The sequence below is a fragment of the Streptomyces sp. NPDC058457 genome (assembly GCF_042720695.1).
GTDB lineage: Bacteria > Actinomycetota > Actinomycetes > Streptomycetales > Streptomycetaceae > Streptomyces.
In genome coordinates this window covers 24904-50743 of the sequence record NZ_JBHXLU010000065.1, presented here as the reverse complement: position 1 = coordinate 50743, position 25840 = coordinate 24904, and the positions used below count along the sequence as shown (strand labels likewise).

Annotated in this window: 21 protein-coding genes; 15 read left to right on the top strand and 6 right to left on the bottom strand. The window is 71.7% G+C overall.

Annotated elements, in window-relative coordinates:
• Window positions 1–8 precede the first annotated feature (8 nt).
• Both ACFWPS_RS37400 and ACFWPS_RS37395 read left to right on the top strand, forming a co-directional pair.
• On the top strand, window positions 9–707 hold the full coding sequence (locus ACFWPS_RS37400) for an RNA polymerase sigma factor (protein WP_383713825.1): 699 nt from the start codon (window positions 9–11) through the stop codon (window positions 705–707).
• Window positions 704–937 (top strand): hypothetical protein, encoded by a 234-nt coding sequence (locus ACFWPS_RS37395; protein ID WP_383713822.1) that lies wholly within the window; start codon window positions 704–706, stop codon window positions 935–937. Before ACFWPS_RS37400 ends, ACFWPS_RS37395 begins: the two co-directional genes overlap by 4 nt.
• Window positions 938–971: 34 nt before the next feature.
• Here the strand turns inward: ACFWPS_RS37395 and ACFWPS_RS37390 are convergent, their stop codons facing one another.
• Window positions 972–2123 carry a lactonase family protein gene (locus ACFWPS_RS37390; RefSeq protein ID WP_383713819.1) on the bottom strand — a complete coding sequence of 384 codons (1152 nt, stop codon included), beginning with the start codon at window positions 2121–2123 and terminating at the stop codon, window positions 972–974.
• A 165-nt stretch (window positions 2124–2288) separates the two neighbouring features.
• Complete coding sequence (locus tag ACFWPS_RS37385) at window positions 2289–3953, bottom strand: hypothetical protein (protein ID WP_383713817.1); 1665 nt, start codon at window positions 3951–3953, stop codon at window positions 2289–2291.
• 298 nt (window positions 3954–4251) lie between these two features.
• On the opposite strand from ACFWPS_RS37385, the gene miaB reads away from it, so the two are divergent.
• From miaB to ACFWPS_RS37370, 3 genes are read left to right on the top strand one after another with little or no spacing between them, the layout of a single operon-like run.
• Window positions 4252–5787 carry a tRNA (N6-isopentenyl adenosine(37)-C2)-methylthiotransferase MiaB gene (miaB, locus tag ACFWPS_RS37380; protein ID WP_383713814.1) on the top strand — a complete coding sequence of 512 codons (1536 nt, stop codon included), beginning with the start codon at window positions 4252–4254 and terminating at the stop codon, window positions 5785–5787.
• A gap of 36 nt (window positions 5788–5823) precedes the next feature.
• A complete protein-coding gene (locus ACFWPS_RS37375) occupies window positions 5824–6090 on the top strand; it encodes a hypothetical protein (RefSeq protein WP_383713812.1) in 267 nt (88 codons plus the stop codon).
• A 36-nt stretch (window positions 6091–6126) separates the two neighbouring features.
• Window positions 6127–6834, top strand: a complete 708-nt coding sequence (locus ACFWPS_RS37370; RefSeq protein WP_383713809.1) for a class III extradiol dioxygenase subunit B-like domain-containing protein — start codon at window positions 6127–6129, stop codon at window positions 6832–6834.
• A 109-nt stretch (window positions 6835–6943) separates the two neighbouring features.
• Here the strand turns inward: ACFWPS_RS37370 and ACFWPS_RS37365 are convergent, their stop codons facing one another.
• Window positions 6944–7237, bottom strand: a complete 294-nt coding sequence (locus ACFWPS_RS37365; RefSeq protein WP_383713807.1) for an antitoxin — start codon at window positions 7235–7237, stop codon at window positions 6944–6946.
• Window positions 7238–7270: 33 nt separating this feature from the next.
• A complete protein-coding gene (locus ACFWPS_RS37360; protein ID WP_383713805.1) occupies window positions 7271–7561 on the bottom strand; it encodes a hypothetical protein in 291 nt (96 codons plus the stop codon).
• Between the two features lie 183 nt (window positions 7562–7744).
• Here ACFWPS_RS37360 and miaA point away from each other — a divergent pair, with 183 nt between their 5' ends.
• The 6 genes from miaA to hflX all read left to right on the top strand — a co-directional run bounded on the left by miaA (window position 7745) and on the right by hflX (window position 16148).
• Window positions 7745–8683: a tRNA (adenosine(37)-N6)-dimethylallyltransferase MiaA gene (miaA, locus tag ACFWPS_RS37355; RefSeq protein ID WP_383713802.1), complete on the top strand. Its 939-nt coding sequence runs from the start codon at window positions 7745–7747 to the stop codon at window positions 8681–8683.
• A 107-nt stretch (window positions 8684–8790) separates the two neighbouring features.
• Complete coding sequence (locus ACFWPS_RS37350; protein ID WP_383713838.1) at window positions 8791–9297, top strand: hypothetical protein; 507 nt, start codon at window positions 8791–8793, stop codon at window positions 9295–9297.
• Between the two features lie 165 nt (window positions 9298–9462).
• On the top strand, window positions 9463–10326 hold the full coding sequence (gene dapF / locus ACFWPS_RS37345) for a diaminopimelate epimerase (RefSeq protein WP_383713799.1): 864 nt from the start codon (window positions 9463–9465) through the stop codon (window positions 10324–10326).
• A 296-nt stretch (window positions 10327–10622) separates the two neighbouring features.
• Window positions 10623–12818: a RelA/SpoT family protein gene (locus tag ACFWPS_RS37340; RefSeq protein ID WP_383713796.1), complete on the top strand. Its 2196-nt coding sequence runs from the start codon at window positions 10623–10625 to the stop codon at window positions 12816–12818.
• A 69-nt stretch (window positions 12819–12887) separates the two neighbouring features.
• Complete coding sequence (locus ACFWPS_RS37335) at window positions 12888–14435, top strand: M1 family metallopeptidase (RefSeq protein ID WP_383713794.1); 1548 nt, start codon at window positions 12888–12890, stop codon at window positions 14433–14435.
• A 219-nt stretch (window positions 14436–14654) separates the two neighbouring features.
• Window positions 14655–16148, top strand: a complete 1494-nt coding sequence (gene hflX, locus ACFWPS_RS37330; RefSeq protein WP_383713792.1) for a GTPase HflX — start codon at window positions 14655–14657, stop codon at window positions 16146–16148.
• 150 nt (window positions 16149–16298) lie between these two features.
• On the opposite strand, the gene ACFWPS_RS37325 is transcribed toward hflX, so the two are convergent.
• Window positions 16299–17522 carry a trypsin-like serine peptidase gene (locus ACFWPS_RS37325; protein WP_383713790.1) on the bottom strand — a complete coding sequence of 408 codons (1224 nt, stop codon included), beginning with the start codon at window positions 17520–17522 and terminating at the stop codon, window positions 16299–16301.
• Between the two features lie 98 nt (window positions 17523–17620).
• Window positions 17621–18412 carry an enolase C-terminal domain-like protein gene (locus ACFWPS_RS37320; RefSeq protein ID WP_383713787.1) on the bottom strand — a complete coding sequence of 264 codons (792 nt, stop codon included), beginning with the start codon at window positions 18410–18412 and terminating at the stop codon, window positions 17621–17623.
• 206 nt (window positions 18413–18618) lie between these two features.
• Between ACFWPS_RS37320 and ACFWPS_RS37315 the strand changes: the two genes are divergently transcribed.
• The 4 genes from ACFWPS_RS37315 (at window position 18619) to ACFWPS_RS37300 (ending at window position 25759) form a co-directional block, all read left to right on the top strand.
• A complete protein-coding gene (locus ACFWPS_RS37315) occupies window positions 18619–20163 on the top strand; it encodes a diaminobutyrate--2-oxoglutarate transaminase family protein (RefSeq protein WP_383713784.1) in 1545 nt (514 codons plus the stop codon).
• Between the two features lie 378 nt (window positions 20164–20541).
• Window positions 20542–22590: an IucA/IucC family protein gene (locus tag ACFWPS_RS37310; protein ID WP_383713781.1), complete on the top strand. Its 2049-nt coding sequence runs from the start codon at window positions 20542–20544 to the stop codon at window positions 22588–22590.
• 133 nt (window positions 22591–22723) lie between these two features.
• Window positions 22724–23557 (top strand): GNAT family N-acetyltransferase, encoded by an 834-nt coding sequence (locus ACFWPS_RS37305; protein WP_383713778.1) that lies wholly within the window; start codon window positions 22724–22726, stop codon window positions 23555–23557.
• 201 nt (window positions 23558–23758) lie between these two features.
• Window positions 23759–25759, top strand: coding sequence for an ATP-dependent DNA helicase (locus ACFWPS_RS37300; protein WP_383713776.1), 2001 nt, complete (start codon window positions 23759–23761; stop codon window positions 25757–25759).
• Window positions 25760–25840: the final 81 nt, after the last annotated feature.

Sequence of the window (25840 nt, the reverse complement as noted above, 5' to 3'; positions counted from 1 at the left end):
TGGGGCGCATGGGGTCGGTGACCAGACATGAACAGGGCGAGCCGGCGCGGGAGACGGCCGTGTCGCCCGCCGACGCGGCGCCCTCGCTCGACCCGGTCTCGGCCTCCTGGGTGCGGGGCCTGTCGTCGAGCGGGGCCGCCTACGAGCAGACCTGCACCCGGCTGCACGGCGAGCTGGTGCGGATCGCCGGACGGGAACTGGCCAGGCGGCGTTCCCGGTACGGCTTCGAAGGACCCGAGGTCGACGACCTCGCCCACCAGGCCGCCGCGGACGCCCTCCTCGCCATCACCAGGAAGGTCGGCGACTTCCGCGGGGAGAGCCGATTCACCACCTGGGCCTACCGGTTCGTCGTCCTGGAGGTCTCGGCGAAGATCGGCCGCCACTTCTGGCGGACCGGGCGGGTGGAACTCGACGGCGAGGACTGGGACCGGCTGCCCGACCGGCTCGGCGCCGACCCCGCGGACTCGTCCGAGGCACGCGCCCTGGCCGCCGCCGTGCGCGCGGCGGCGGACCAGGTACTGACACACCATCAACGCAGGGTCTTCGTGTCCCTGGTCCTCGACGCGGTACCGCTGGACGCGCTGGTCCTGGAACTCGGGACCAGCCGGAACGCCGTCTACAAGGCGATGTTCGACGCCCGGCGCAGGCTGCGCGACCATCTGGTGGCGCAGGGCTATCTGGACGCGATCCCCGGGAGGCGGTCATGACGGAGCCGGACCGGCTCTCCGTGCGGGCGTCGCTGGAGCGGTTCCTGACCACGGACCCCAGGGACGTGGGCTGCGACGAGGCGCTGCGCGTGCTCCATGTGTACGTGGAACTCAAGGCCGCGGGAGACGATCCCGAGCGGCACTGGCCGGGGGTCTCGGCGCACCTGCTCTCCTGCGGCCCCTGCGACGAGGACTACCACGGGCTGCTCGCCGCCGTGCTCGGGACCTGAACCCGGCCCCGGCACGCCGGCGAGCGGCCTGCCGTCAGGAGGCGGCGATGCCCTCGCCGCCGACGGCGTCGGGGACGACGACCGAACCCACTCGGGTCAGCGAGCCGTCGCCGTTCACACGGAACTCGTCGACGCCGCCCTCCTTGCCGGTCTGTACGTACAGGAAGCGGCCGTCCGAGGAGACGTCGGCGTCCACCGTGCCGCCGCCGGTCGCGGTGGTGCCCGCCGCGGTGAGCGCGCCGTCCGCGCCGACCCGCAGGCCGGAGAGCGTGCCGCTGCCCGCGTTGGAGGCGTAGACGTGCGCGCCGTCCCGGGCGATCCAGCAGGTCGCCGCCTGACCGGTCGCCACCTCCGAGACCCTGGTCAGCCGCAGGTCCGCACCGATCCGGAAGGTGGCCACCGAGTTGGTGCCCGCCTCGGTCACCACCAGCCGCCCCCGGGCGTCGAAGGTGAAGCCGAAGGGGACCGCGCCGGGGGTGGCGGTGACCACGGGCTGGGCCGCGATGCCGGACCGGTGCACCGGGAACACGTCTATGGTGTTGGCGCCGGCCTTCGTGGTCACCACCAGCGCGCGGCCGTCCGGGGTGAAGGCGAGCTGCCCGGGGGTGTGCGTGAACTGGGGCGTCGCGGCCGGGTCCAGGCCGAGGGCGCGGTGCCAGGAGGCCACCTTCACCAGCGAGCCGTGCACGCTCCGGAAGCCCTGTACGGAGCCGCCGCCGAGCGCGTTGAGCACGTACACCAGGTCACCGTGGACGGCCACGCTCACCGGGAAGTCGCCCCCGGACGAGATGACCTGACGACGGATCAGCTTGTCGCCCCGGACCGAGAACACCGTGACCGTGTCGCTGCCGGCGTTCACGGCGTACAGCAGCCCCTGCGCCCTGTCGTACGTCAGCGACCCCTGCGAGGCGAGGTGGTCGACCGCCGAGCCGTCGAGGACGCCGCCCAGCCCGCCGGTCCGGTACACACCGCTCTGGTGCAGCGTGCCGTCCGCGGTACGGCTGTAGGCCACCACGGCGTTGCCCGTCACCCCGTCGGTCTGGACGAACACGGCCCGGTGGCTGCCGCCCGGGTACGCCGAGGCGGATCCGGCGCCCAGCGCGAGCGACGCCCCGGCGGCCACCAGCACGGCGACCGCCGCGGCGGCCTTCGACTTCATGCCCGTCGTCTTCGTGTCCATCGTCATGTTCCTGTGCTCCTGTCGACGCGGCGGCAACGGCCGCCGGCACTGATGCGGGACCTGCTTCGGCCTCACACCAGATCCGCGTCGCCGGCACCGCCGTCCTTTCCGCACCAGGCCCCCACGAAAGATCTCCGTAAGAACTCGGCGCCGGGACAGCGGGACGGCGGTTCAGCGGACGTCGACGTAGTCGGTGACCCTGGCGCTTCTCAGGTAGTGGTCACCGGTCTCGCGGCTGACGGCGAGGGCATAGGTGCCGTCCCGCTCGGCGCTCACCATGCCGACGAGGTGGCCGTGCTTGTCGGAGTCCAGCTCACAGACGTAGTGGTAGGTGCTGGAGCCGCGGGGCTTGAAGTAGAGGGTGGGGGAGCCGCCGTACAGCGGCTTCCACGTGGAGCCCTTCTTGTACTGGAGGGTGCCGCCGAAACTGATCGGCTGCCCCTTGCGGACCGGGTCGGGGGAGGCGTGGAAGCCGGTGATGCGGGTGGCGTAGCGGTAGAGGCGGACGGGCTTGGAGGTGCTGGTACCGAAGTCGGGGTTGCCGTCGAAGCGGGCCCGCCAGTAGGCGTCGGTGTCCGGTGCGGTGAGGGTGCGGGCGAACGTCTCCTGGAACAGGGGCTTGTTGTAGCGGATCGGGAGCGGCACGGTGGTGGCGTTCTTCCAGCCGGTCCTGCCGTCCTTGGAGTACTGGAGGGTGACGGTGGGCTTGGCGGGCCATTTCGCGCGCGGGTCTTCGTAGTAGACGTAGCCGGAGACCTTCAGGGACGAGTCGTCGTTGAGGAACGCACTCATGTCGGTGTGGGTGGTGTACGCGACGTGCAGGCTGAAGGGTTCGGTGGCGATCTGCTGGAAGGGCATGCCGTCGGCGCCTGCGAAGAGGTCGGCGCTCGGGGCGGGGCTGTTCGAGGAGACGCGCAGGGTGTAGGCGCCCCGGCTGTCGGTGGTGGTCCGGCCGGCCAGGACCGTGGAGTCCATCAGGGTGATCGCGGTGTTCGGCAGCGGCTGCCAGCCGGCGGTGGTCTGGATCTCGGCGTGGCCGGTGACGGTTCCGGTGGCCCCCTGCTTCAGGTTCAGGGCGTGCGTGCTCGCTGAGAAGCGGACCGGTGCCTGGATGGTGTGCAGGTCCTGGGGGTACGTCGGCAGGTCGATCGCCCCCGGGTGGCTGTCGGAGGCCTGGGGCATGGCGGACAGTGTGTCGAAGGGCATGGTGGGGACGAAGGCGGTGGTGAAGCGGCCGTCGGCGCCGGCGGTCGCGGTCGCGGTCGTCCGGCCGCGTACGGTGTGGACGCCGACGGGCGTGCCCGCGGCGGGAGCCGGGGTGCCGGGGTCGCGGGGATCCCGGGCGACGACGGTGCCGCTGACGGATACCTCCTGGTGGAGGTAGTCCGGCACGCTCGGGGTGGTGGTGAGACCGGAGACCGTGACGATGGTCCGGTACTGCAGGGGGTGCGGCGACAGGGCACCGGTGACGGTGGCGCCGGAGGCGTCCTGGAGATCGACGGTCACCCGGTAGTCGCCGAGCTCCGCCAGGTGGACCGGCGCCCGCCAGACTCCGGACCGGGCGTCCTCCCCCGAGTACTGGGTGAAGTCCTCGGTCGATCCGGCTTCGGCTGCCCCGTCCGGCGCGTCCGGCGGATAGAAGTGGGCCGTGATGCGGGTGAGCGGGCTGTCGGAGTGCGCCGTCACGAAGAGCAGGCCCGGCTCGTCCCAGCCGTCGGCGTCGGACAGCACCGGACCGCCGCCGGTCCCGTCCGCCCGGGCCGGGGAGAGCCCCGTGAACAGGGAGGCGGACAGCGCGGTCGCCGTGGCCGCCGCCAGGAAGGTGCTGCGTCTCATGGTGGTCCCCCCAGAGAATCCGGTCCCCTGCCACCGGGAGCGCAAGGACCCGAGAGAGGTTCCCCCCGGCGCTCCCGGGTCGGTCAAGTGATCGAGAACTCTAGCGGCGTGCTGTGACATGCCTGTGCACGGGTGTGCCGCCGCGGCCCACGACAGCCGTCACGGCCCGACGTGTCCCGCACCGTTCCCGCGACCGCGGCTTCGGGGTGCCGCACCATGATCAGAGGCCGTTCCCCTGGAACCCCGGCCCCGGGACGGGTGGGGACAGGGTTCCGGGAACACCGCCTACCCTTGACGCATGACCAGGAGCAGCGACCGGAGCCCCGTAGTGGACGTAGTGGACGTATCAGCACCCAAGACCTACGAAGTCCGTACCTACGGGTGCCAGATGAACGTCCACGACTCCGAGCGATTGTCCGGGCTGCTGGAGGAGGCCGGGTACGTGCGTGCCCCCGAGGGGTCGGACGGTGACGCGGATGTCGTCGTCTTCAACACGTGCGCGGTCCGGGAGAACGCCGACAACCGGCTGTACGGCAACCTCGGCCGGCTCGCGCCGAGGAAGGCCGAGCGGCCCGGGATGCAGATCGCGGTCGGCGGCTGCCTGGCGCAGAAGGACCGCGACACCATCGTGCGGAAGGCCCCCTGGGTCGACGTCGTCTTCGGCACGCACAACATCGGCAAGCTCCCGGTCCTGCTGGAGCGCGCCCGCGTCCAGGAAGAGGCGCAGGTCGAGATCGCCGAGTCGCTGGAGGCCTTCCCCTCCACCCTGCCGACCCGGCGCGAGAGCGCCTACGCGGCCTGGGTCTCGATCTCCGTCGGCTGCAACAACACCTGCACCTTCTGCATCGTCCCGGCCCTGCGCGGCAAGGAGAAGGACCGCCGCACCGGCGACATCCTCGCCGAGATCGAGGCCCTGGTCGCCGAGGGCGTCTCCGAGATCACGCTGCTCGGGCAGAACGTCAACGCGTACGGCTCCGACATCGGCGACCGCGAGGCCTTCAGCAAGCTGCTGCGGGCGTGCGGGAGCATCGAGGGCCTGGAGCGGGTGCGGTTCACGTCCCCGCACCCCCGTGACTTCACCGACGACGTGATCGCGGCCATGGCCGAGACCCCGAACGTGATGCCGCAGCTGCACATGCCGATGCAGTCCGGCTCGGACACCGTCCTGAAGGCGATGCGCCGCTCCTACCGGCAGGAGCGCTACCTCGGGATCATCGAGAAGGTACGGGCCGCGATCCCGCACGCCGCGATCACCACCGACATCATCGTGGGCTTCCCCGGCGAGACCGAGGAGGACTTCGAGCAGACGATGCACGCCGTGCGCGAGGCCCGCTTCACGCAGGCCTTCACCTTCCAGTACTCCAAGCGGCCCGGCACCCCCGCCGCGACCATGGAGGACCAGATCCCCAAGGAGGTCGTCCAGGCCCGCTACGAGCGTCTCGTCGCCCTCCAGGAGGAGATCTCCTGGGACGAGAACAAGAAGCAGGTCGGCCGCACCCTGGAGCTGATGGTCGCCGAGGGCGAGGGCCGCAAGGACGGCGCCACCCACCGCCTCTCCGGCCGCGCCCCCGACAACCGCCTGGTCCACTTCACCAAGCCGGACCAGGACGTCCGCCCCGGCGACGTCGTCACGGTCGAGATCACCTACGCCGCCCCGCACCACCTCCTCGCCGAGGGCCCGGTGCTCGGCGTACGGCGCACCCGCGCCGGCGACGCCTGGGAGAAGCGGAACGCGGCCGAGGCCGCCAAGCCCGCGGGGGTGCTGCTGGGGCTGCCGAAGATCGGGGTGCCGGAGCCGCTGCCGGTGGCGACCGGGGGCTGCACGGCGCACTGACGGACTGGCACAATACGGCCGGGAAAGGAGCATTACATGCCGTACAGTGTTGCGTTCACCGAACAGGCTGCCCGGGTGCGTGACAGTCTGAGCTCGGACCGTCGCGACCTGCTGGAGCGCGGCCTGGCGATACTGGTGACCGACCCGCGACACAAACTTTCCCACTCCGTCCTTGGCGACGAGTCCACGCGCGAGATCGCTCTGTCGCGCAACCTCTTCATCGAGTACGTGATCAGTGAGGGCAAGCTCGTGGTCCTTGTGCTCACGGTCATCGACCTGACGGATGTACTTCTGGAGGAGTGACGACCGGCGGCATTCCGGCGCACTACCCTGCGGATCATGCTCGTAGCCGCCGCAGTCTGCCCCTGCCCACCTCTCCTCGTCCCCGAGGTCGCCGCGGGCGCGGCCACCGAACTGGACGCCGCGCGTGCCGCCTGCGCCGACGCGCTCGGGGTGCTCGCCGCCGCCCGGCCCGACCTCCTGGTGGTGGTGGGGCCCGCCGAACAGCCGGGACGGGGTGTGTTCCCCCAGGGCAGCCCGGGCACGTTCCGGGGTTTCGGGGCGGAGGTCGACGTACGGCTGGGCAGCGGCGCGGCCGGTGAGCGGGAGCTGCCGCCCTCGCTCGCCGTCGCCGCCTGGCTGCTGGAGCGCACCGGCTGGGCCGACGCCCCCATCGAGGGGCTCGGCGTCGGCGAGCCCCTGGAGGCCGAGCGGTGCGTCCGGACCGGCCGGGAGATCGCCGGCCGGGCCGAGCGGGTGGCGATGCTGGTCATGGGCGACGCCAGCGCCTGCCGCACCCTCAAGGCGCCGGGCTACCTCGACGAGCGGGCGGCCCCCTTCGACGCCGAGGCCGCCCGGGCGCTCGGCGCGGCCGACATCGCGGCGATCAAGGCCCTCGACGCCGGCCTGGCCGCACAGCTCAAGGCCGCGGGCCGCGCCCCCTGGCAGGTCCTCGCCGGCGCGGCCGAGGACGCGGACCTCGCCGGGGCCCTGCTCTACGACGACGCACCGTACGGCGTCTGCTACCTGGTCGCGACCTGGTCCTGAGCGCCGGCCGTACCGTGCCGCCCGGTTCCGAGTGCCCGCCGAAACGGCGGACGGCCGGGAGTCGGGTGACTCTCGGCCGTCCGCCGATCCGCTCCGGGACCCGCCTGGCTCAGGAAGCCGACGGCGGCCCCTCCGGCCGGGTCGGGGTGGTGGCGTCGGGCGCCGCACCCGTACCGCCCACGGCGTCCGGGTGCACAAACCGGTCCATGGCGCCCTTGGCCCTGCCCGTACCCGTCTGGATCTTGTCGCTGTACTTGCCCTTTGTCTTCTCGTCGACGACCCGCGCGGCCTTGTCGATGCCGTGCTGGAGCTTGTCGACCTTGTCCTCGTGCTGCTGCGCGAAGTGAGAGGCCTTGTCCTTGGCCGGGGCGAGCTTGGCCTTCAAATTGTCCAAAAGACCCATGGTTACCTTCCCTATGGCTTCCTTCGCGGGCCGTTAAGTGCGGGCGCCCTCGCCGGCCTCGTTGTCGGCGGCCTCCTTGGCGGACTGCTGTTTGGGGATCTCGGTGCTCTCGGCGGCGGCAGCGACCGCGGCGCGCTCCGTCTCCGTGCTCGCGTCCGCGCTCCGGCCGTCGTCCTCGCCCGAGCCCTTCGCCGCCTCCTCGGCCGCCTCCTCCGCCGCGTTCTCCGGTCCGGGCCCATCCGGCTCGGCACCGGTCGGCACCTTGGCGTCCGGTTCTTCCGACGCCTTCGGCTTCTTCCCAAGGAACCGTGCAAAAACGCCCATATCCACTCCATACGTTACTCGTGCGAGCGAAATCCCGCGTGACCCCGGTGCGTCCGATTGCGCCGGACCGGTCGCCGCCTCTCGCCGGCGGTGGCGGGAACCTCGCAACGGGCAACGAAAGCGGACACACTCCGTCACGTAACTCGTTCGAGACCTGCCTCCGAGGTTTGCGAGACTGGTGCGGTGAGCAGCGCACCCCCCGCCCCCCGTGTCATCGCCGTCGTCGGCCCCACCGCGGCCGGAAAGTCCGACCTCGGCGTCTTCCTGGCCCAACGGCTCGGCGGGGAGGTCGTCAACGCCGACTCCATGCAGCTGTACCGGGGGATGGACATCGGCACCGCCAAGCTGACGCCCGAGGAGCGCGCCGGCGTCCCGCACCACCTGCTCGACATCTGGGACGTGACCGTCACCGCCTCCGTCGCCGAGTACCAGCGGCTCGCCCGCGCCCGTATCGACGCCCTGCTCACCGAGGGCCGCTGGCCGGTCCTGGTCGGCGGCAGCGGGCTGTACGTCCGCGGCGCCGTCGACAACCTGGAGTTCCCCGGCACCGACCCCGAGGTCCGGGCCCGCCTGGAGGACGAGCTCGCGCTGCGCGGCTCCGGCGCCCTGCACGCCCGGCTGTCCGCCGCCGACCCCGAGGCGGGCCGCGCGATCCTGCCCAGCAACGGCCGCCGTATCGTCCGCGCGCTGGAGGTGATCGAGATCACCGGGCGCCCCTTCACCGCCAACCTCCCCGGCCACGACTCGGTCTACGACACCGTCCAGATCGGCGTCGACGTGGCCCGCCCCGAGCTCGACGAGCGCATCGCGCTGCGCGTCGACCGGATGTGGGAGGCCGGCCTCGTGGACGAGGTGCGCACACTGGAGGCGCACGGGCTGCGCGAGGGACGCACGGCGTCGCGCGCGCTCGGCTACCAGCAGGTGCTGGCGGCGCTCGCCGGCGAGTGCACGGAAGCGGAAGCGCGGGCCGAGACCGTCCGTGCCACCAAGCGCTTCGCGCGCCGCCAGGATTCATGGTTCAGGCGCGATCCCCGGGTGCACTGGTTGAGTGGGGCCGCGGCGGACCGCGAGGAACTTCCGCGGCTGGCCCTGGCGTTGGTCGAACGACCGGTCACAGCCTGATCACGTCATTGCATCGGGATGCGCCACGGGTCATCGAGGCCTCCGGCGCCGTGCCATCATCGAGCTTCGATCGCAAGTGGAGTCCTAGGTTGGGAGGGCGCGTGGCGATGGAGGCCGGCCCTCGCGACACCGCACAAGACACCGAGCACGTCGCAGTCGGGGCCACTGAGGCAGTGGAGGCCGAGGACCGGCTGAGCTCCGACGGTCCGGACGACACGGTGGGCGGCGGCGTCACCGCCGACGGCCCCGAGCCGGAGGAGATGTTCGCGAGCGGCCCCGAGGTCGAGGTGGAGCTCCGCCCGCAGCGCCGCCTGCGCCTGTGGCAGCTGGCCCCCATCGTGGGCCTGGCCGCGGTCGGCTCCCTGATGTTCGCCTTCCCGCTGGCCTTCGACTTCGGCGACAGCGGCGCGGTGATCGCGATGCTGGGCCTGCTGATCTGCTCCTGCGCGGCGGGCTGGGGAATGATGGCGGCGAGGAAGGTCGGCTACACGTGGCCGGGCCTCCCGGCGAGGGGCTCGGGCCGTAGGCCCGACTGGCGCGTGGTGATCGGATACGTGGTCCTGGTCGCGATCGTGGCCGTGCTGGCGGTGTGGCGAGTAGCGCGCCTGCGCTGACGCAGGGCTGCACTGAAGTAGGGCTGCGCTGAAAACGCCCCTCACTGGAGCGCCCCGTCAGGGGCGCGGGGCTGTATTCGATATGCGGCTGTCGCCGCGTGGGCGCGACCAGCCCCCACCGGCCCGCAGCCAAAGCACCACGCACCCCTCCCTTACCCTCGAAGAATGAGCATCCCCTTCCTCAAGGGCCACGGCACCGAGAACGACTTCGTGATCGTCCCGGACCCCGACAACGTCCTGGACCTCACCCCGGCCGCCGTAGCCGCCCTCTGCGACCGCCGAGCGGGCATCGGCGCCGACGGCGTGCTGCACGTCGTACGGTCCGCCGCGCACCCCGAGGCCAAGGGGATGGCCGCCGACGCCGAGTGGTTCATGGACTACCGCAACGGCGACGGCTCGATCGCCGAGATGTGCGGCAACGGCGTCCGGGTCTTCGCCCGCTACCTCCAGCACGCCGGCCACGCCACGGAGGGCGACCTCGCCGTCGCCACCCGCGGCGGCGTGAAGACCGTGCACATCGCGAAGGACGGTGACGTCACCGTCGGCATGGGCAGCGCCCGCCTCCCCGAGGGCGACGTGACCGTGAGCGTCGGCGACCGCACCTGGCCCGCGCGGAACGTGAACATGGGCAACCCGCACGCCGTCGCCTTCGTGGCGGACCTCGCCGACGCCGGCGACCTCTACAGCCCGCCCCCCTTCAGCCCGCCGTCGGCCTACCCCGAAGGGGTCAACGTCGAGTTCGTCGTCGACCGCGGCCCCCGCCATGTGGCGATGCGCGTGCACGAGCGCGGCTCCGGCGAGACCCGCTCCTGCGGCACCGGCGCCTGCGCGGTCGCCGTGGCCGCCGCCCGCCGCGACGGCGCCGACCCCACGGTCACCGGCGCCCCGGTGACGTACACCGTGGACGTGCCCGGCGGACGGCTCGTCATCACCGAGCGGCCCGACGGCGAGATCGAGATGACCGGCCCCGCAGTGATTGTCGCCACGGGCGAGATCAGCACGGAGTGGCTGGAAAACGCCGTCCGTTGAGCTGACTGCACGTCGTAAAGCGTGGTCCGGGCGGTGGTCCAACGCCCGGATCCACGGCCCGTGTTGTCACGGTGGCGAGAAACGTCGGCCACCCCCCGAACAGGTGGCGCAAAATCGTAAACCTCGAAATCGTCGCTCGATGGGGTGATCCGTTTCACGCTGGGCGGGAGCCGGTCAATCGGGCCCGACGGGCTCGGTAGCATCAAGCACCGGCACGGACGGGGGAACGTCGCCAATCCCTGAGCCGCGTATGCCCTGGGGCCCCGTCCGCCGGTCCACGAGCCGGAGGTGTGCCCATGAGTGCGGAGGCCACGAACCCTGCGACGCCCGGTCCTGCAGCGCCCACAGCGGCGGTCCGCAGGAAGGCCCGCCCCCGGATCGACCTGCGTCGGCTCGGCCGGGCCGCGCTGCTCGGCAACGCCGCCCGCGGCAAGCTCCCCGATGCCATCGGCCATGTCGCCGAGGCGCACCGCGCCCACTACCCCGACGCCGACCTCGAACCCCTGCGCCACGCCTGGGTCCTGGCCGAGTCCTCGCACCGCGGCCAGATGCGCAAGAGCGGCGAGCCGTACATCACCCACCCCCTGGCGGTCACCCTGATCCTCGCCGAACTCGGCGCGGAGACCACGACCCTGACGGCGTCTCTGCTCCACGACACCGTCGAGGACACCGATGTGACGCTCGACCAGGTGCGGGAACAGTTCGGCGAGGAGGTCCGTTATCTGGTCGACGGAGTGACGAAGCTCGAGAAGGTCGACTACGGGGCCGCCGCCGAACCCGAGACGTTCCGCAAGATGCTCGTCGCCACCGGCAGCGACGTCCGGGTGATGTCGATCAAGCTCGCCGACCGTCTGCACAACATGCGCACCCTCGGCGTGATGCGCCGCGAGAAACAGGAACGCATCGCCAAGGTCACCCGTGACGTGCTCATCCCGCTCGCCGAGCGGCTCGGCGTGCAGGCGCTGAAGACCGAGCTGGAGGACCTGGTCTTCGCCATCCTGCACCCCGAGGAGTACGAGCACACCCGGGAGCTGATCGCCGGGAACGCGGCCCGCACCGGCGACCCGCTCGCCGAGATCGCCGACGAGGTCCGCGGAGTGCTGCGCGAGGCCGACATCCCGGCCGAAGTCCTCATCCGCCCCCGGCACTTCGTATCGGTCCACCGCGTCAGCCGCAAACGCGGCGAGCTGCGCGGCGCCGACTTCGGCCGGCTCCTCGTGCTGGTCAACGAGGACGCGGACTGTTACGCCGTCCTCGGCGAGCTGCACACCTGTCTGACCCCGGTGGTCTCGGAGTTCAAGGACTTCATCGCCGTACCGAAGTTCAACCTGTACCAGTCGCTCCACACGGCGGTCGCCCGCGCCGACGGACAGGTCGTCGAAGTCCTCATCCGCACCCACCAGATGCACAAGGTCGCCGAGGCCGGCGTGGTCGCCCTCGGCAACCCCTACGCCCCGGCCGCCGAGACCCCCGCCGCCGACGCCCCGGCCGCCGGCCCCGCGGCCACCGGTGCTCCGGCCAGCGGCACGCCCGCCGCCGACTCCCCGGAGGACGGCGAGCGCGCCGACCCCACCCGCCCCGGCTGGCTCTCCCGCCTCCTCGACTGGCAGAAGGCCGCTCCGGACACCGACACCTTCTGGTCCACCCTGCGCGAGGACCTCGCCCAGGACCGCGAGATCACCGTCTTCCGCCCCGACGGCGGCGCCCTCGGCCTCCCCGACGGCGCCACCTGCGTCGACGCCGCCTACGCCCAGTACGGCGAGGACGCCCACGCCTGCATCGGCGCCCGCGTCAACGGCCGCCTCGCGACCCTCAGCACGGTCCTCAAGGACGGCGACACCGTCCAGCTCCTGATGGGTCAGGATCCGGCCTCCGAGCCCTCCCGGGAATGGCTGGACCATGCCCACACCCCGGCGGCCCGGATCGCCATCCAGCGCTGGCTCGCCGCCCACCCGGACCGTGCCGAAGAGCCGCCGGCCCATGTCCCCAGCCGTCCCGTCGCCGACCCCCCGGCACCCGGCACCGGTGTCCCCGGCAGCGCCCCCCGGAACGCCAGCGCCGTGGTCGCCGACCGCCCCGGCGCGACCGTACGGCTCGCCGGCTGCTGCACCCCCGTACCGCCCGACGAGGTCACCGGCTTCGCCGTGCGCGGGGGAGCGGTCACCGTGCATCGCGTGGAGTGCGCCTCGGTGGCGCACATGAAGAGCTCCGGGCGCCCCGAGGTGGCCGTGAGCTGGGACGACAGCACGGCCTGCCGGGTCACCCTGGTCGCCGAATCGTTCGGGCGCCCCCATCTGCTCGCCGACCTCACCGAGGCGATGGCCCAGGAGGGCGCCGAGATCGTCTCGGCGACCGTGGAACCCCCCAGCCAGCAGCGCGTCCGCCACACGTACACCGTGGAGCTCCCCGACGCCGCCCACCTGCCCGCCCTGATGCGCGCGATGCGCAACGTGCCCGGTGTGTACGACGTCGGCCGAGCGCAACACCAGTGACCTACTCGTTCGAGTGGATCGGTCGCGCGTCGACGCCGTGAGGGTGGGGTGCGCTGGTAGCGGTGGTTCATGCCGCTCACCCTCCGCACCCGCCCGCTGCCGGAAGGCACCCGCCCGTTGCCGGAAGGCACCGGTCCGTCCCGGCGTGTCACCGGCCCGCTCCGGCACCGGCGGGCCGCCGCTCTCCTCGCCTCCGCCGTCTCCGTCGCCCTGCTCGGTGCGAGCGCCCCGCCGGTCCCGCTGGGCCTCGGCGACCGGCTCTTCCCGTACCTCGGCAACCCGGGGTACGACGTGGCGTCGTACGACCTCTCCTTCACCTATCCCGGCAGCAACGACAAGCCGCTCCAGGCCGTCACCACCGTCAACGCCGTCACCACCACCGGCCTGGACCGGCTCAACCTTGACTTCGCGCACGGCAAGGTCGAGTCCGTCGAGGTCGACGGGCGGCCCGCCGCCTTCGACAGCGCCGGTGAGGACCTGGTGGTCACGCCCGACAGGCCGCTGCGGCAGGGCGACTGGACGCGCATCACGGTGAAGCACACCAGCGACCCGGTGTCCGCCAAGGGCCAGGACGGCGGCTGGGTGCGCACCACCGACGGGCTCGCCATGGCCAACCAGGCCGACGCCGCCCACCTGGTCTTCCCGTGCAACGACCACCCGTCCGACAAGGCGATGTTCACCTTCCACGTCACCGCCCCGAACGGCTACACCGTCGTCGCCAACGGGCTGCCCACCGAGACGGCCCGGACCGGCCGCACGACCACCTGGACCTACCGCACCCGGCACCCCATGGCCACCGAGCTGGCCCAGGTCTCCATCGGCCGCTCCGCCGTACTGCACCGCGCGGGACCGCACGGACTGCCCGTCCGGGACGTCGTCCCGAGCGCCGACGCCAAGAAGCTCGAACCCTGGCTGGCCAGGACCCCGGACCAGATCGCCTGGCTGGAGAGCAAGGTCGGGACCTTCCCGTTCGAGACCTACGGCGTGCTCATGGCGCAGGCGTCCACCGGGTTCGAGCTGGAGACCCAGACGCTCTCCCTCTTCGAGAAGAACCTGTTCACCGAGCCCGCGTACCCCAAGTGGTACATCGAGTCGATCATGGTGCACGAGCTGTCCCACCAGTGGTTCGGCGACAGCGTCAGCCCGCACGTCTGGTCCGACGTCTGGCTGAACGAGGGCCACGCCACCTGGTACGAGGAGCTGTACGCGGAGGAGAAGGGCCACCAGCCCATGATCAACCGCATGAAGGCCGCGTACGGTGCCTCCGACCGCTGGCGCACCGCCGGCGGACCGCCCGCCCTGCCCAAGGCCCCCGAGCCCGGCCAGAAAATCAGCATCTTCCGCCCGAACATCTACGACGGCGCCGCCCTCGCCCTCTACGCCCTGCGCCAGGAGATCGGCAGGCCCGCCTTCGAGCGCCTGGAGCGGATCTGGGTCCAGCAGCACAAGGACGGCACGGCGACCACGGCCGACTTCGTCCACCTGGCCTCCGCGATCGCGAACCGCGACCTCACCGGCTTCTTCGACGCCTGGCTCTACGGCGAGAAGACCCCGCCGATGCCCGGCCACCCGGACTGGAAGCAGGTACCGGCCCCGAAGAAGCAGACCGGGAAGTGACGGCGCGGCGGCCCCCGGAATAACGCGGTGCCGGGACGGGGCGTACCGTGCGACCATCGTGGGGTCGGCACAGGCCGGCACAGGCCAGCACAGGCCGGCAAAAGTCGGCGCAGGTCGGCAGAGGTCGGCACGGTACGGGTCGCGGGGAATCTCCCGGGGTACTCGTACGTTGAGACATCTGAACGCCGGCTTCGGTATCCCCATCGACGTAAGGACCCAATGACCTCCTCTTCTTCCCCTTCCCAGGACACCAGGCGCCTCGCGCAGGACTACCCCGACGGTCTTCGGGCCGATGCCCTGATGGAAGAGGACGTCGCCTGGAGCCACGAGATCGACGGAGAGCGGGACGGCGACCAGTTCGACCGCTCCGAGCGCGCGGCCCTGCGCCGCGTTGCGGGCCTCTCCACCGAGCTCGAGGACGTCACCGAGGTCGAGTACCGACAGCTCCGCCTGGAGCGGGTCGTGCTGGTCGGGGTGTGGACCTCGGGCACCGTACAGGACGCGGACAACTCCCTCGCGGAGCTGGCCGCCCTCGCCGAGACGGCGGGCGCGCTCGTGCTCGACGGCGTCATCCAGCGCCGCGACAAGCCCGACGCGGCCACCTACATCGGCTCCGGCAAGGCTCTGGAGCTGCGTGACGTCGTCCTCGAGACCGGCGCCGACACCGTCATCTGCGACGGCGAGCTCAGCCCCGGCCAGCTGATCCAGCTGGAGGACGTCGTCAAGGTCAAGGTCATCGACCGGACCGCCCTGATCCTGGACATCTTCGCCCAGCACGCCAAGTCCCGGGAGGGCAAGGCGCAGGTCTCGCTCGCGCAGATGCAGTACATGCTGCCGAGGCTGCGCGGCTGGGGTCAGTCGCTGTCCCGTCAGATGGGCGGCGGCAAGGGCGGCGGCCTGGCCACCCGTGGTCCCGGTGAGACCAAGATCGAGACGGACCGGCGGCGGATCCGCGAGAAGATGGCGAAGATGCGCCGGGAGATCGCGGAGATGAAGACCGGCCGCGAGATCAAGCGCCAGGAGCGCCGCCGCAACAAGGTGCCGTCCGTCGCCATCGCGGGCTACACCAACGCCGGCAAGTCCTCCCTGCTCAACCGCCTCACGGGCGCCGGCGTCCTGGTCGAGAACGCGCTGTTCGCGACCCTGGACCCGACGGTCCGCCGCGCGGAGACCCCGAGCGGCCGCCTGTACACGCTGACCGACACCGTCGGCTTCGTCCGCCACCTGCCCCACCACCTGGTCGAGGCGTTCCGCTCCACCATGGAGGAGGTCGGCGACGCCGACCTGATCCTCCACGTGGTCGACGGCTCGCACCCGGTCCCGGAGGAGCAGCTGGCCGCCGTACGCGAGGTGATCAGGGACGTCGGCGCCACCGACGTACCCGAGATCGTCGTGATCAACAAGGCGGACGCGGCCGACCCGCTGGTCCTCCAGCGGCTGCTCCGCAACGAGAAGCGCTCCCTCGCGGTCTCGGCCCGCACCGGCCTGGGCATCGAGGAACTGCTCGCCCTGATCGACAACGAGCTGCCCCGCCCGTCGGTCGAGATCGAGGCCCTGGTCCCGTACACCCACGGCAAGCTCGTGGCCCGCGCCCACAACGAGGGCGAGGTCCTCTCGGAGGAACACACCGCCGAGGGCACCCTCCTCAAGGTCCGCGTCCACGAGGAACTGGCAGCAGATCTTGCACCGTATGTGCCGGCTCCGACTGCCTGACAGTTCGTAAGCGAATGGGCCGCCCCCTTTTTCAGGGGGCGGCCCATTCGCTTGCCTCGGGGCGCGGGGAACTGCGCGATCAACCACGACGACGGGTCAGTCGCCGACGCACCTGTTGAACCACGGTGACAAGGCGAATCCGACTTCCCCTCACTGGTCGGCGAACTCCTTGCTCACCGTCTCATACACACCCTTGGCCACATCACCGAACCGAGGCCCGGCCAGCCACCCCGAACTCACCGGCCCGATCGACGTGTTGGACACCAAGGCCGGCTTGCCGTCGGAGCCCGTCTCCACCCAGCCGCCACCCGACGCCCCACCGGTCATCGTGCACCCGATCCGGTACATCGTCGGCGCCGACGCGTCGACCGACAGCCGCCCCGGCCTGTCCGCGCACTGGTACAGCAGCGACCCGTCGTACGGCTTCGCCGCCGGATACCCGGTCGCGGTGATGCTCGACACCTTCGGCACCGCAGGCGCGTCGAAGTTCACCGGCAGCGCCGAACCGACCGTCTCCTCAAGGGACTTGCCGCCGTTGCCCTGCTCGGGCGTCACATGGATCACGGCGTAGTCGTACGACGCGCCGTCGCCCCCCGTCTCACCGCCCTGGTCGATCCACTGCTGCGAGGTCTGAGCCCCGTCACCCCACCAGACGCCGTACGGCGCGACCTCCGAACGGTTCGCCGCCGCCAGCTCCGAACCGGTCAGCCCCTTGTCGTTGTACGACGGCACGAACGCGATGTTGCGGTACCAGCCGCCGTTCTTGCCGGCGTGCACACAGTGCCCCGCCGTCCACACCAGGTTGGACTTGCCCGGGTGCGCGGGGTCCTCGACGACCGTCGCCGAGCAGACCATGGTGCCCTCGGGGGAGTCGAAGAAGACCTTCCCGGCCGTGGCCGCACTCGCGTGGTACGCCGGCCGCACCGCCTTCGCCTGAACAGCCTCCGGCGTCGGGTCGGTCACCCCCTGGTCACCGGAGAGGTCGTTGTCGTCGACGCCCTTGTCCTTGTCGGGGTCGTTGGCGTCCCGCATCCGGTTCGGGTCCCACAGGCCCTTGATGATGGGGTTGATGAAGTCGTTGGCCTCGCGCAGCCAGTCGTCCTTGTCCCAGTTCTTCCAGGCGCCGTTCTTCCACTTGTCGATGTCGATCCCGTGCTCTTTGAGCTTGTTCTTGATGTCGTCCGGGATCTTGATCTTGCCGTCACCGGTGTCGGCCGTGGCGGACGCGGACGCCGGGCCGCCCGCGTTGTCGTCGCTGGAGCCGTCGCAGGCGGTGGCGGTCAGCGCCAGCGCCGAGGCGAGGGCGACGGCCGCCAGCGCACGGGGCGCGCCCCTTCCACCTCGAAGGGCGAACGACGGCCGGATGGATCGCATGGTGGTGACTCCCCCTGTTGGCAAGGAACTTCAGCGCCACACACTATGCGCTCGCTGTGCGCCGCTTCCGATGGAAGGGCAACGGTTTCGCTACGGCCTCACCAGCGAGGCAACCCCAGTTCGTACGTGGGATCGACGCGTCGTAAGTAACCGGTGTCGTCGCGAGTGCGCATTCCCGACTGCCGGTGCTGCCGGTGCTGCCGGTGCTGCCGGTCGAGCGCCTCGTGATCGAGTTCGACGCCGAGCCGGGGGACCGGTGGGGCCCGGACCGCCCGGTCCGCCAACTCCACCCCTCCGGGCCGGATCACGTCGTCGGCGCACTTCCACAGGTAGTGGGTGTCGCAGGAGCGGTCCAGGTTCGGGATCGCCGCCGCGACCTGGGTCATGGCGGCCAGGCTGATACCCAGACGCGAGTTGGAGTGCATGGAAATGGCAAGCGCGGGGCCGAACGCCTCGCAGGCGGCTGCGAGTTCCCGTGTGCGACGCAGCCCGCCCCAGTCGTGGTGATCGGTCAGCAGTGCCCGGATCGCGTTCCGGCCGACCGTCGGCCGGAGATACTCCCAGGCGATCACGCGCATGTCGGTGGCGAGCTGGAGCCGTGACTCCTTCGCCACGGCCGCCATGCTCTCGACGGTGGCGGCCGGATCCTCCGGGCATTCGAGGACACCTTCGAGCTCCCGTGTCGCACATCCCGACGTCTCCACCGTCCAGGCCGTGTTCGGGTCGAGCCGGAGCGGAGCCGCAGCGGCTGCCCGGGGAACGCCTCCGCCAGTGCCCCGGACCCTGCCGCCGCACAGGCCGCTGACCGGGCGCCCGAGCAGCCTGCCCCGGGCGTCGGGACAGGCCACCTCCACCGCACTCGTGGTCCAGCCGCGTTCGTGTGAGGACATGGCCGAGGCGAGGTCGGCCGGTAGGCAGATCCGCGTCCGGCGGGTCGAACGACGGATGGGTCGGGAAGGGCAAGCTCCTGGCAATGATCTTGAGGCGACCCGTAACCCGCTGGACGGTCCGGGGTTGGTAGCGGTGGGGGGCCCGCTGCCTGCGCCCGGGGCCCGCCGATCAAGTCGCCTCTGGACAGCGGGGAGGACAGCGAGCCGTGGCCGTGACGGAGTCGGTGACCGGGGGGACGTTCGGGGGAGCGCGCGCGGCGCACGAGGGGATCCTGAGGCGTCAGTCGGCGCGCGAGTCGCGGGCACGTACCTACGCGCGCGCCCTGCCCATCGTGCCGGTGCGGGCCCGTGGCCTGACCATCGAGGGCGCCGACGGACGCCGTTACCTGGACTGCCTCTCCGGCGCCGGCACCCTCGCTCTCGGCCACAACCACCCCGTCGTGCTGGAAGCGATCCGCAAGGTCCTCGATTCCGGCGCCCCGCTCTCCGTCCTCGACCTGGCGACCCCCGTCAAGGACGCCTTCATCACCGAGCTGTTCCGCACCCTGCCGCCCGGCCTCGCCGACCGCGCCCGCGTCCAGTTCTGCGGGCCCGCCGGCACGGACGCCGTCGAGGCCGCCTTCAAGCTCGTCCGGGCGGCGACCGGCCGCACCGGCATCCTCGCCTTCACCGGCGCCTACCACGGGATGACCACCGGAGCCCTGGCCGCCTCCGGCGGGGCCGACGACGTCCGCGTCGCCCGGCTGCCCTACCCCCAGGACTACCGTTGCCCGTTCGGCGTCGGCGGCCCCCGCGGCGCCGAACTCGCCGCCCGCTGGACCGAGACCGTCCTCGACGACCCCAAGTCCGGCATCCCCCTCCCCGCCGGCATGATCCTCGAACCCGTCCAGGGCGAGGGCGGGGTGATCCCCGCACCGGACGACTGGCTCCGCCGGATGCGCCGGCTCACCGCCGACCGGTCCATCCCGCTGATCGCCGACGAGATCCAGACCGGGGTGGGCAGGACCGGCGCCTTCTGGGCCGTCGAGCACAGCGGCGTCGCCCCGGACGTCATGGTCCTGTCCAAGGCCATCGGCGGCAGCCTCCCTCTTGCCGTCGTCGTCTACCGCGACGACCTCGACGTCTGGGAACCCGGCGCCCACGCCGGCACCTTCCGCGGCAACCAGCTCGCCATGGCCGCCGGCACCGCCACCCTCGCCCACGTCCGCGAGAACGCCCTCGCCGAACGAGCGGGCCTCCTCGGCTCCCGGATGCTGACCCAACTGCGTGGGCTCCAGGACGACTTCGCATGCGTGGGGGATGTGCGGGGGCGGGGGCTGATGATCGGCGTGGAGCTGGTGGATCCGGAGGGGGAGGAGCTCACGGGGGGCGCGGAGGACCGTGCGAAGGAGACGAACGAGGCGAAGGGGGTCACGGGGGACGCGGAGGCCCGGGGCGCCGGCGGTGCGCTGAGAGCGCGAGGCGGTGCGCTGAGCGAGTGGGACGGTGAAGCCCGGCCCAGGCCCCGCCCTGCCGCTCCCGAACTGGCCTCGGCCGTGCAGCGCGCCTGCCTGGAACGGGGCCTGATCGTCGAACTCGGCGGCCGCCACGCCGGTGTCGTACGACTGCTGCCGCCACTGACCATCACCGACGAACAGGCGGCCGCCGTACTGGACCGCCTCGCCGACGCCGTGGCGGCCGTGGCCCGCGACCCCGCCGCCCACGGCGCCCGGCCCCGATGTCCCGAAGGCCGCAAGGAGCCGGCCGACTGACCGGCGCACCGGGAACGCCGCGACCGGTCGGTGCCCCCGACGCGAACCGGCCGACCGAACCGCCGGGAGGGAACTCGCTTCCCGGATCGTCCGGACCATCCACGCCACCCAGACCACCCACATCACCCAGGCCGCCCGGCCAGGACCCGCCCGCCGAATCGCCGACAGCAGGCCGGTCGACCGGCGCAGCCCGGACGAACCGGTCGGCCGACGATCCCCGAGCGGATCCACCGCCCCACCCACCGAAACCCACATCACCCACACCCCTCTCATCAGGACACTCACCACTCGACTCAGCACTCGACTCACCGCCCGACCAGCCCGGTTCGCCGGCACGACGCCGAGCACCGCACCGCCCGAGCCCCCGAGGAACCCTCCTTGAACGCCACCCCCACCCCCGACGACAACGGAGACCAGGGCCCACCGGGGCGCCCCGTTCCGCTCGCCGAGTCGGTCCCCCAGCAGCGAGGCCGCACCGCCCAGCCCGAGCGACCGCGCGACGACACGGGAGACCTCCTCGAACACCCCGACCCGCATATCGCCGCCCAGGCTGCTGCCGTGGAGAACCTGCTCCGCTGCTGGGTCCGCGAGACGAACCTGCCCGCGCCCGCCTCCGACACTCTCCGCATCCCGCTGCCCGCCAGCGGTACCGTGTTGATCACCCCGATCCGCCACTGGTCCCCGACCGGCTGGCACCGCTTCGACCCACCCCGCCTGGCCGGTGCTCCCGACACCGCCCCACCCGTCGACGCGGTCACCCTCGCTGCCCTGCTCACCCGCGAGACGACCGCGAGACCAGCGGGGACGGCCGACCGAGCCGAAGGCGGCTCCAGCCACGCCGGGGGCGGCGTCGGCCAAGCCGAGGGCAGCGTCGGCCACGTCAGCGGCACAGCCGCCCACGCCGGAGGCACGGTCGGCCACGCTGTCGGCGGCACCCCCAGCGCGTGGGCGACCCCCGACGGCGACGACCTCGTGACCAGGGTCGCCGACTCCCTGCGCCGCACGGCCACCTTCATCGCGGACCGGCGCGCCCACCCCGCCGACGGTCCCGACCGCTTCCTCGCCGCCGAGCAGGCACTCCTCCTCGGTCACCCGCTGCACCCGACCCCGAAGAGCCGCGAGGGCCTGACCGAGTCCGAAGCCCGGCTCTACTCACCGGAGCTGCGCGGCTCCTTCCCTCTGCACTGGATGGCGGTCGCCTCCTCCCTTCTCATCACCGACTCGGCCTGGACCGAGCGAGGCCGTCCCGTCCCCGCGCCGCACCTCATGGAACGCCTGTCCGGCACGGTCCTGCCCCTGCCCCACGGCTGCGCCGCCGCCCTGCCCCTGCACCCCTGGCAGGCCCGCGAGATCGGCCACCGCGAGGAGACCGCCGCGCTCCTGGACGCCGGACTCCTCCGCGACCTGGGCCCGCTCGGCGCCCCCTGGCACCCCACCTCCTCCGTACGAACCGTCCACCGCACCGGCGCCCCCGCCATGCTCAAGCTGTCGCTCGGCCTGCGTATCACCAACTCCCGGCGGGAGAACCTCCGTAAGGAACTCCACCGCGGCGCCGAGGTACACCGCTTGCTGCGCACCGGCCTCGCCAAGCAGTGGCAGGCCGCCCACCCTGGCTTCGACATCGTGCGCGACCCCGCCTGGCTGGCCGTCGACGGCCTGGACGGCCGACCCGTACCCGGACTCGATGTGGTGATCCGGCACAACCCGTTCGCCCCGACCGACGATGTGTCCTGCGTCGCCGGGCTGGTCACGCCCCTGCCCCTCGACATCCCGGCGGCGAAGGGCAGGCCCCGGCCGAACCGCTCCCGGCTGGCCCGGGTGGTCTCGCGGCTCGCCGAACGCACCGGCCGACCCGTCGGTGCCGTCAGCGCCGAGTGGTTCCTGCGCTACCTGGAGCAGGTCGTCCGCCCAGTGCTCTGGCTGGACAGCGAGGCCGGCATCGCCCTGGAGGCGCATCAGCAGAACACCCTGCTCCTGCTGGACGCCGACGGCTGGCCCGCCGGTGGCCGCTACCGCGACAACCAGGGCTACTACTTCCGCGAGTCCCGACGGGATGACCTCGACGCCCGGCTGCCCGGCATCGGCGAGCACAGCGACACCTTCGTCTCCGACGAGGTCACCGACGAACGCTTCGCCTACTACCTCGGCATCAACAACGTGCTCGGCCTGATCGGTGCGTTCGGCTCCCAGCGGCTCGCCGACGAGCGCCTGCTGCTCGCGGCCTTCCGCCGGTTCCTCGCCGACGTCGCTACCGGACCCAATCCGCTGCGCACCTCCCTGCCCGCCCGCCTGCTCGACTCACCCGTCCTGCGCTGCAAGGCCAACCTGCTGACCCGGCTGCACGGCCTCGACGAGCTCGTAGGCCCGGTCGACACCCAGTCCGTCTACGTCACCATCACCAACCCCCTCCACTCCGCACCCTCCTGACCCCACACCGACACGGTCACCGACTCCGTCACCGACGCTCCATCACCGCCCTTCTTCCACCGCGCTTCATTCACCGTCCTTCATTCACCGACCGAGGAACATGACCCACCTCGTCTCCTGAGAGGAGCGCACCATGCCTCCCACCGACGCGAGCGCCGACACAGGCCCCGTCCCGGTCCACCCAGGCCGTTCCGGACCCGCCGAGGACATCAGGGACTGCGAGGACACCCTGGACCTCCGCCTGCCCGACGAATTCCTCGCCCTCATCGACGGGAAGACGCCCGACGCCGACGAACGAGCCCCCGGGCTCACCCACGACCGAGTCGGCCCAGTCGATTCGCCCGGCGTCCTCGGCCCGCCCGGACCGCTCAGACTCCCAGGCCCGCCCGACGCGCTCGACCTGCTCGACCAGGTCGGCACCTGGGGCCCCATCCAGACCCCCGTCGGCGCCTTCCAGCTGCTGCCGGTCCACGTCGACCGCGACCTGCCGATCATCAGCGGCTGGATGAACGACCCCGCCGTGGCCGCGTTCTGGCAGTTGGCCGGCTCAGGAGCGCAGACGGAGGACCATCTGCGCGCCCAGCTCACGGGAGACGGACGCAGCGTGCCGTGTCTGGGCATGCTCGACGGCGTCCCGATGAGTTACTGGGAGATCTATCGAGCCGACCTGGACCCGCTCGCGCGCCACTATCCGGCCCGCCCGCACGACACCGGTCTCCACCTCCTCGTCGGCGATGTCGCCGACCGGGGACGGGGACTGGGGTCCGCCCTGCTCAGGGCCGTGGCCGATCTCGTACTCGATCAACGCCCCGCCTGTGCGCGAGTGGTCGCGGAACCTGATCTTCATAACACCCCCTCCGTGGCCGCCTTCCTCAACGCGGGCTTCCGCTACGCCGCCGAGGTCGATCTGTCGGGCAAACGGGCCGCCCTCATGATCCGGGACCGGTCCCTACGTCATCTGATGTAGCGCTGAGTGATTGTGTGTACACATGTAGTACGAAGCGGCGACCGATCAAGTTCCCGGCCGTCCGAAAGAAATCCGGGCGGCCCGGACGCCGGCCCGGCCTTCCCCCTTGGCCTGCTGTCCAGGAGCCCACGGCGTGATCCCGTCCCACGTGTCCGCCTTGATCGCCCGGTTGTCAGTGTCGGGTCGTAGGGTGGTCGCGCTATGACGAAGCCCTCACTCCCTGAACTCCTGCATGCCGCTGTCACAGCTGTCGGCGGCACGGAGCGCCCCGGCCAGGTGACCATGGCCGAATCGGTCGCCGAAGCGATCGACGACGGATCCCATCTGCTGGTCCAGGCCGGCACCGGCACCGGTAAGTCGCTCGGCTATCTGGTGCCCGCGCTCGCACACGGAGAGCGGGTCGTCGTGGCGACGGCGACCCTCGCCCTGCAGAGACAGCTCGTCGAGCGGGACCTGCCGCGCACCGTCGACGCCCTGCACCCGCTGCTGCGCCGCCGCCCGGAGTTCGCCATGCTCAAGGGCAGGTCGAACTACCTGTGCCTGCATCGGCTGCACGAGGGCATGCCGCAGGACGAGGAGGAGGGTCTCTTCGACCAGTTCGAGGCGGCCGCGCCCACCAGCAAGCTCGGCCAGGACCTGCTGCGACTGCGCGACTGGGCCGACGAGACCGAGAACGGCGACCGCGACGACCTCACGCCGGGCGTCTCCGACAAGGCGTGGGCTCAGGTCTCGGTCTCCTCCCGGGAGTGCCTCGGCGCGTCCAAGTGCGCCTACGGCGCCGAGTGCTTCGCCGAGATGGCCCGAGAGCGCGCGAAGCTCGCCGAGGTGGTCGTCACCAATCACGCCCTGCTCGCGATCGACTCCATCGAGGGTGCCCCGGTGCTCCCGCAGCACGAGGTGCTGATCGTGGACGAGGCGCATGAACTGGTCTCCCGGGTCACCGGCGTGGCCACCGGCGAACTCACCCCGGGCCAGGTCAACCGCGCGGTTCGGCGCGCCGCCAAACTGATCGACGAAAAGGCCGCTGACCAGCTCCAGACCGCCGCCGAGGGCTTCGAACGGCTGATGGAGCTGGCTCTGCCGGGGCGTCTCGAGGAGATTCCGGAGGATCTCGGGTACGCCTTGGCTGCGCTCAGGGACGCCTCCCGGACCGTGATCTCCGCGATCGGTACGACCCGCGACAAGTCGGTCCAGGACGAGGACGCGGTCCGCAAGCAGGCGCTGGCCTCGGTGGAGACCGTGCACGACGTGGCGGAGCGGATCGTGAGCGGCTCCGAGTGGGACGTCGTCTGGTACGAACGCCACGAGCCCCGCGGCGGAGCCGCATATCGGCACAGCGGCGCCTCCCTCCGCGTCGCCCCGATGTCGGTGTCGGGCCTGCTCAGGGAGAAGCTCTTCGCGGACCGCTCGGTCGTCCTCACCTCGGCGACCCTCAAGCTCGGCGGCGACTTCAACGGTGTCGGCGCATCCCTGGGCCTCGCCCCGGAGGGCACCGAGGGCGAAGACCTCCCGCAGTGGAAGGGTGTCGACGTCGGCTCGCCCTTCGACTACCCGAAACAGGGCATTCTCTACGTTGCCAAGCATCTGTCGCGGCCCGCACGGGACGGCGACCGCGCCGACATGCTCGACGAACTGACCGAGCTGATCCAGGCCGCCGGCGGCCGGACCCTCGGCCTCTTCTCCTCGATGCGGGCCGCCCAGCAGGCCGCCGAGGAACTGCGGGTCCGGATTCCCGAGTTCCCGATACTCCTGCAGGGCGAGGAGACCCTCGGCGAACTGATCAAGAACTTCGCGGCGGACCCCAGGACCTGTCTCTTCGGCACGTTGTCGCTGTGGCAGGGCGTCGACGTCCCCGGCCCCAGCTGCCAGCTGGTCGTCATGGACAAGATCCCGTTCCCGCGCCCGGACGACCCCTTGATGAGCGCCCGGCAGAAGGCCGTCGAGGACGCCGGCGGCAACGGCTTCATGGCGGTCGCCGCCACTCATGCCGCGCTCCTGATGGCTCAGGGCGCCGGCCGGCTCGTACGCGCATCGGGGGACCGCGGTGTGGTGGCCGTACTCGACCAGCGGCTGGCCACCGCGCGGTACGGCGGCTATCTCAAGTCGTCACTGCCCGACTTCTGGTACACCACGGACCGTAACCAGGCGAGGAAGTCGCTGGCGGCGATCGACGCGGCGGCGCGTCAGGCGGAGGCAGAATGATCGTGGGTACGCGGTGGACCAAGAGGGGGAAGGCACCCCACCGCTGCCCGAGCGCGTTACCATAAGTTTGGGCACAATCAG

Bases quoted from the DNA above. Each gene is read 5' to 3' on its own strand.
- ACFWPS_RS37400 (WP_383713825.1), top strand. From the start codon at position 9: ATGGGGTCGGTGACCAGACATGAACAGGGCGAGCCGGCGCGGGAGACG.
- ACFWPS_RS37395 (WP_383713822.1), top strand. From the start codon at position 704: ATGACGGAGCCGGACCGGCTCTCCGTGCGGGCGTCGCTGGAGCGGTTC.
- ACFWPS_RS37390 (WP_383713819.1), bottom strand. From the start codon at position 2,123: ATGACGATGGACACGAAGACGACGGGCATGAAGTCGAAGGCCGCCGCG.
- ACFWPS_RS37385 (WP_383713817.1), bottom strand. From the start codon at position 3,953: ATGAGACGCAGCACCTTCCTGGCGGCGGCCACGGCGACCGCGCTGTCC.
- miaB (WP_383713814.1), top strand. From the start codon at position 4,252: ATGACCAGGAGCAGCGACCGGAGCCCCGTAGTGGACGTAGTGGACGTA.
- ACFWPS_RS37375 (WP_383713812.1), top strand. From the start codon at position 5,824: ATGCCGTACAGTGTTGCGTTCACCGAACAGGCTGCCCGGGTGCGTGAC.
- ACFWPS_RS37370 (WP_383713809.1), top strand. From the start codon at position 6,127: ATGCTCGTAGCCGCCGCAGTCTGCCCCTGCCCACCTCTCCTCGTCCCC.
- ACFWPS_RS37365 (WP_383713807.1), bottom strand. From the start codon at position 7,237: ATGGGTCTTTTGGACAATTTGAAGGCCAAGCTCGCCCCGGCCAAGGAC.
- ACFWPS_RS37360 (WP_383713805.1), bottom strand. From the start codon at position 7,561: ATGGGCGTTTTTGCACGGTTCCTTGGGAAGAAGCCGAAGGCGTCGGAA.
- ACFWPS_RS37350 (WP_383713838.1), top strand. From the start codon at position 8,791: ATGGAGGCCGGCCCTCGCGACACCGCACAAGACACCGAGCACGTCGCA.
- dapF (WP_383713799.1), top strand. From the start codon at position 9,463: ATGAGCATCCCCTTCCTCAAGGGCCACGGCACCGAGAACGACTTCGTG.
- ACFWPS_RS37340 (WP_383713796.1), top strand. From the start codon at position 10,623: ATGAGTGCGGAGGCCACGAACCCTGCGACGCCCGGTCCTGCAGCGCCC.
- ACFWPS_RS37335 (WP_383713794.1), top strand. From the start codon at position 12,888: ATGCCGCTCACCCTCCGCACCCGCCCGCTGCCGGAAGGCACCCGCCCG.
- hflX (WP_383713792.1), top strand. From the start codon at position 14,655: ATGACCTCCTCTTCTTCCCCTTCCCAGGACACCAGGCGCCTCGCGCAG.
- ACFWPS_RS37325 (WP_383713790.1), bottom strand. From the start codon at position 17,522: ATGCGATCCATCCGGCCGTCGTTCGCCCTTCGAGGTGGAAGGGGCGCG.
- ACFWPS_RS37320 (WP_383713787.1), bottom strand. From the start codon at position 18,412: ATGTCCTCACACGAACGCGGCTGGACCACGAGTGCGGTGGAGGTGGCC.
- ACFWPS_RS37305 (WP_383713778.1), top strand. From the start codon at position 22,724: ATGCCTCCCACCGACGCGAGCGCCGACACAGGCCCCGTCCCGGTCCAC.
- ACFWPS_RS37300 (WP_383713776.1), top strand. From the start codon at position 23,759: ATGACGAAGCCCTCACTCCCTGAACTCCTGCATGCCGCTGTCACAGCT.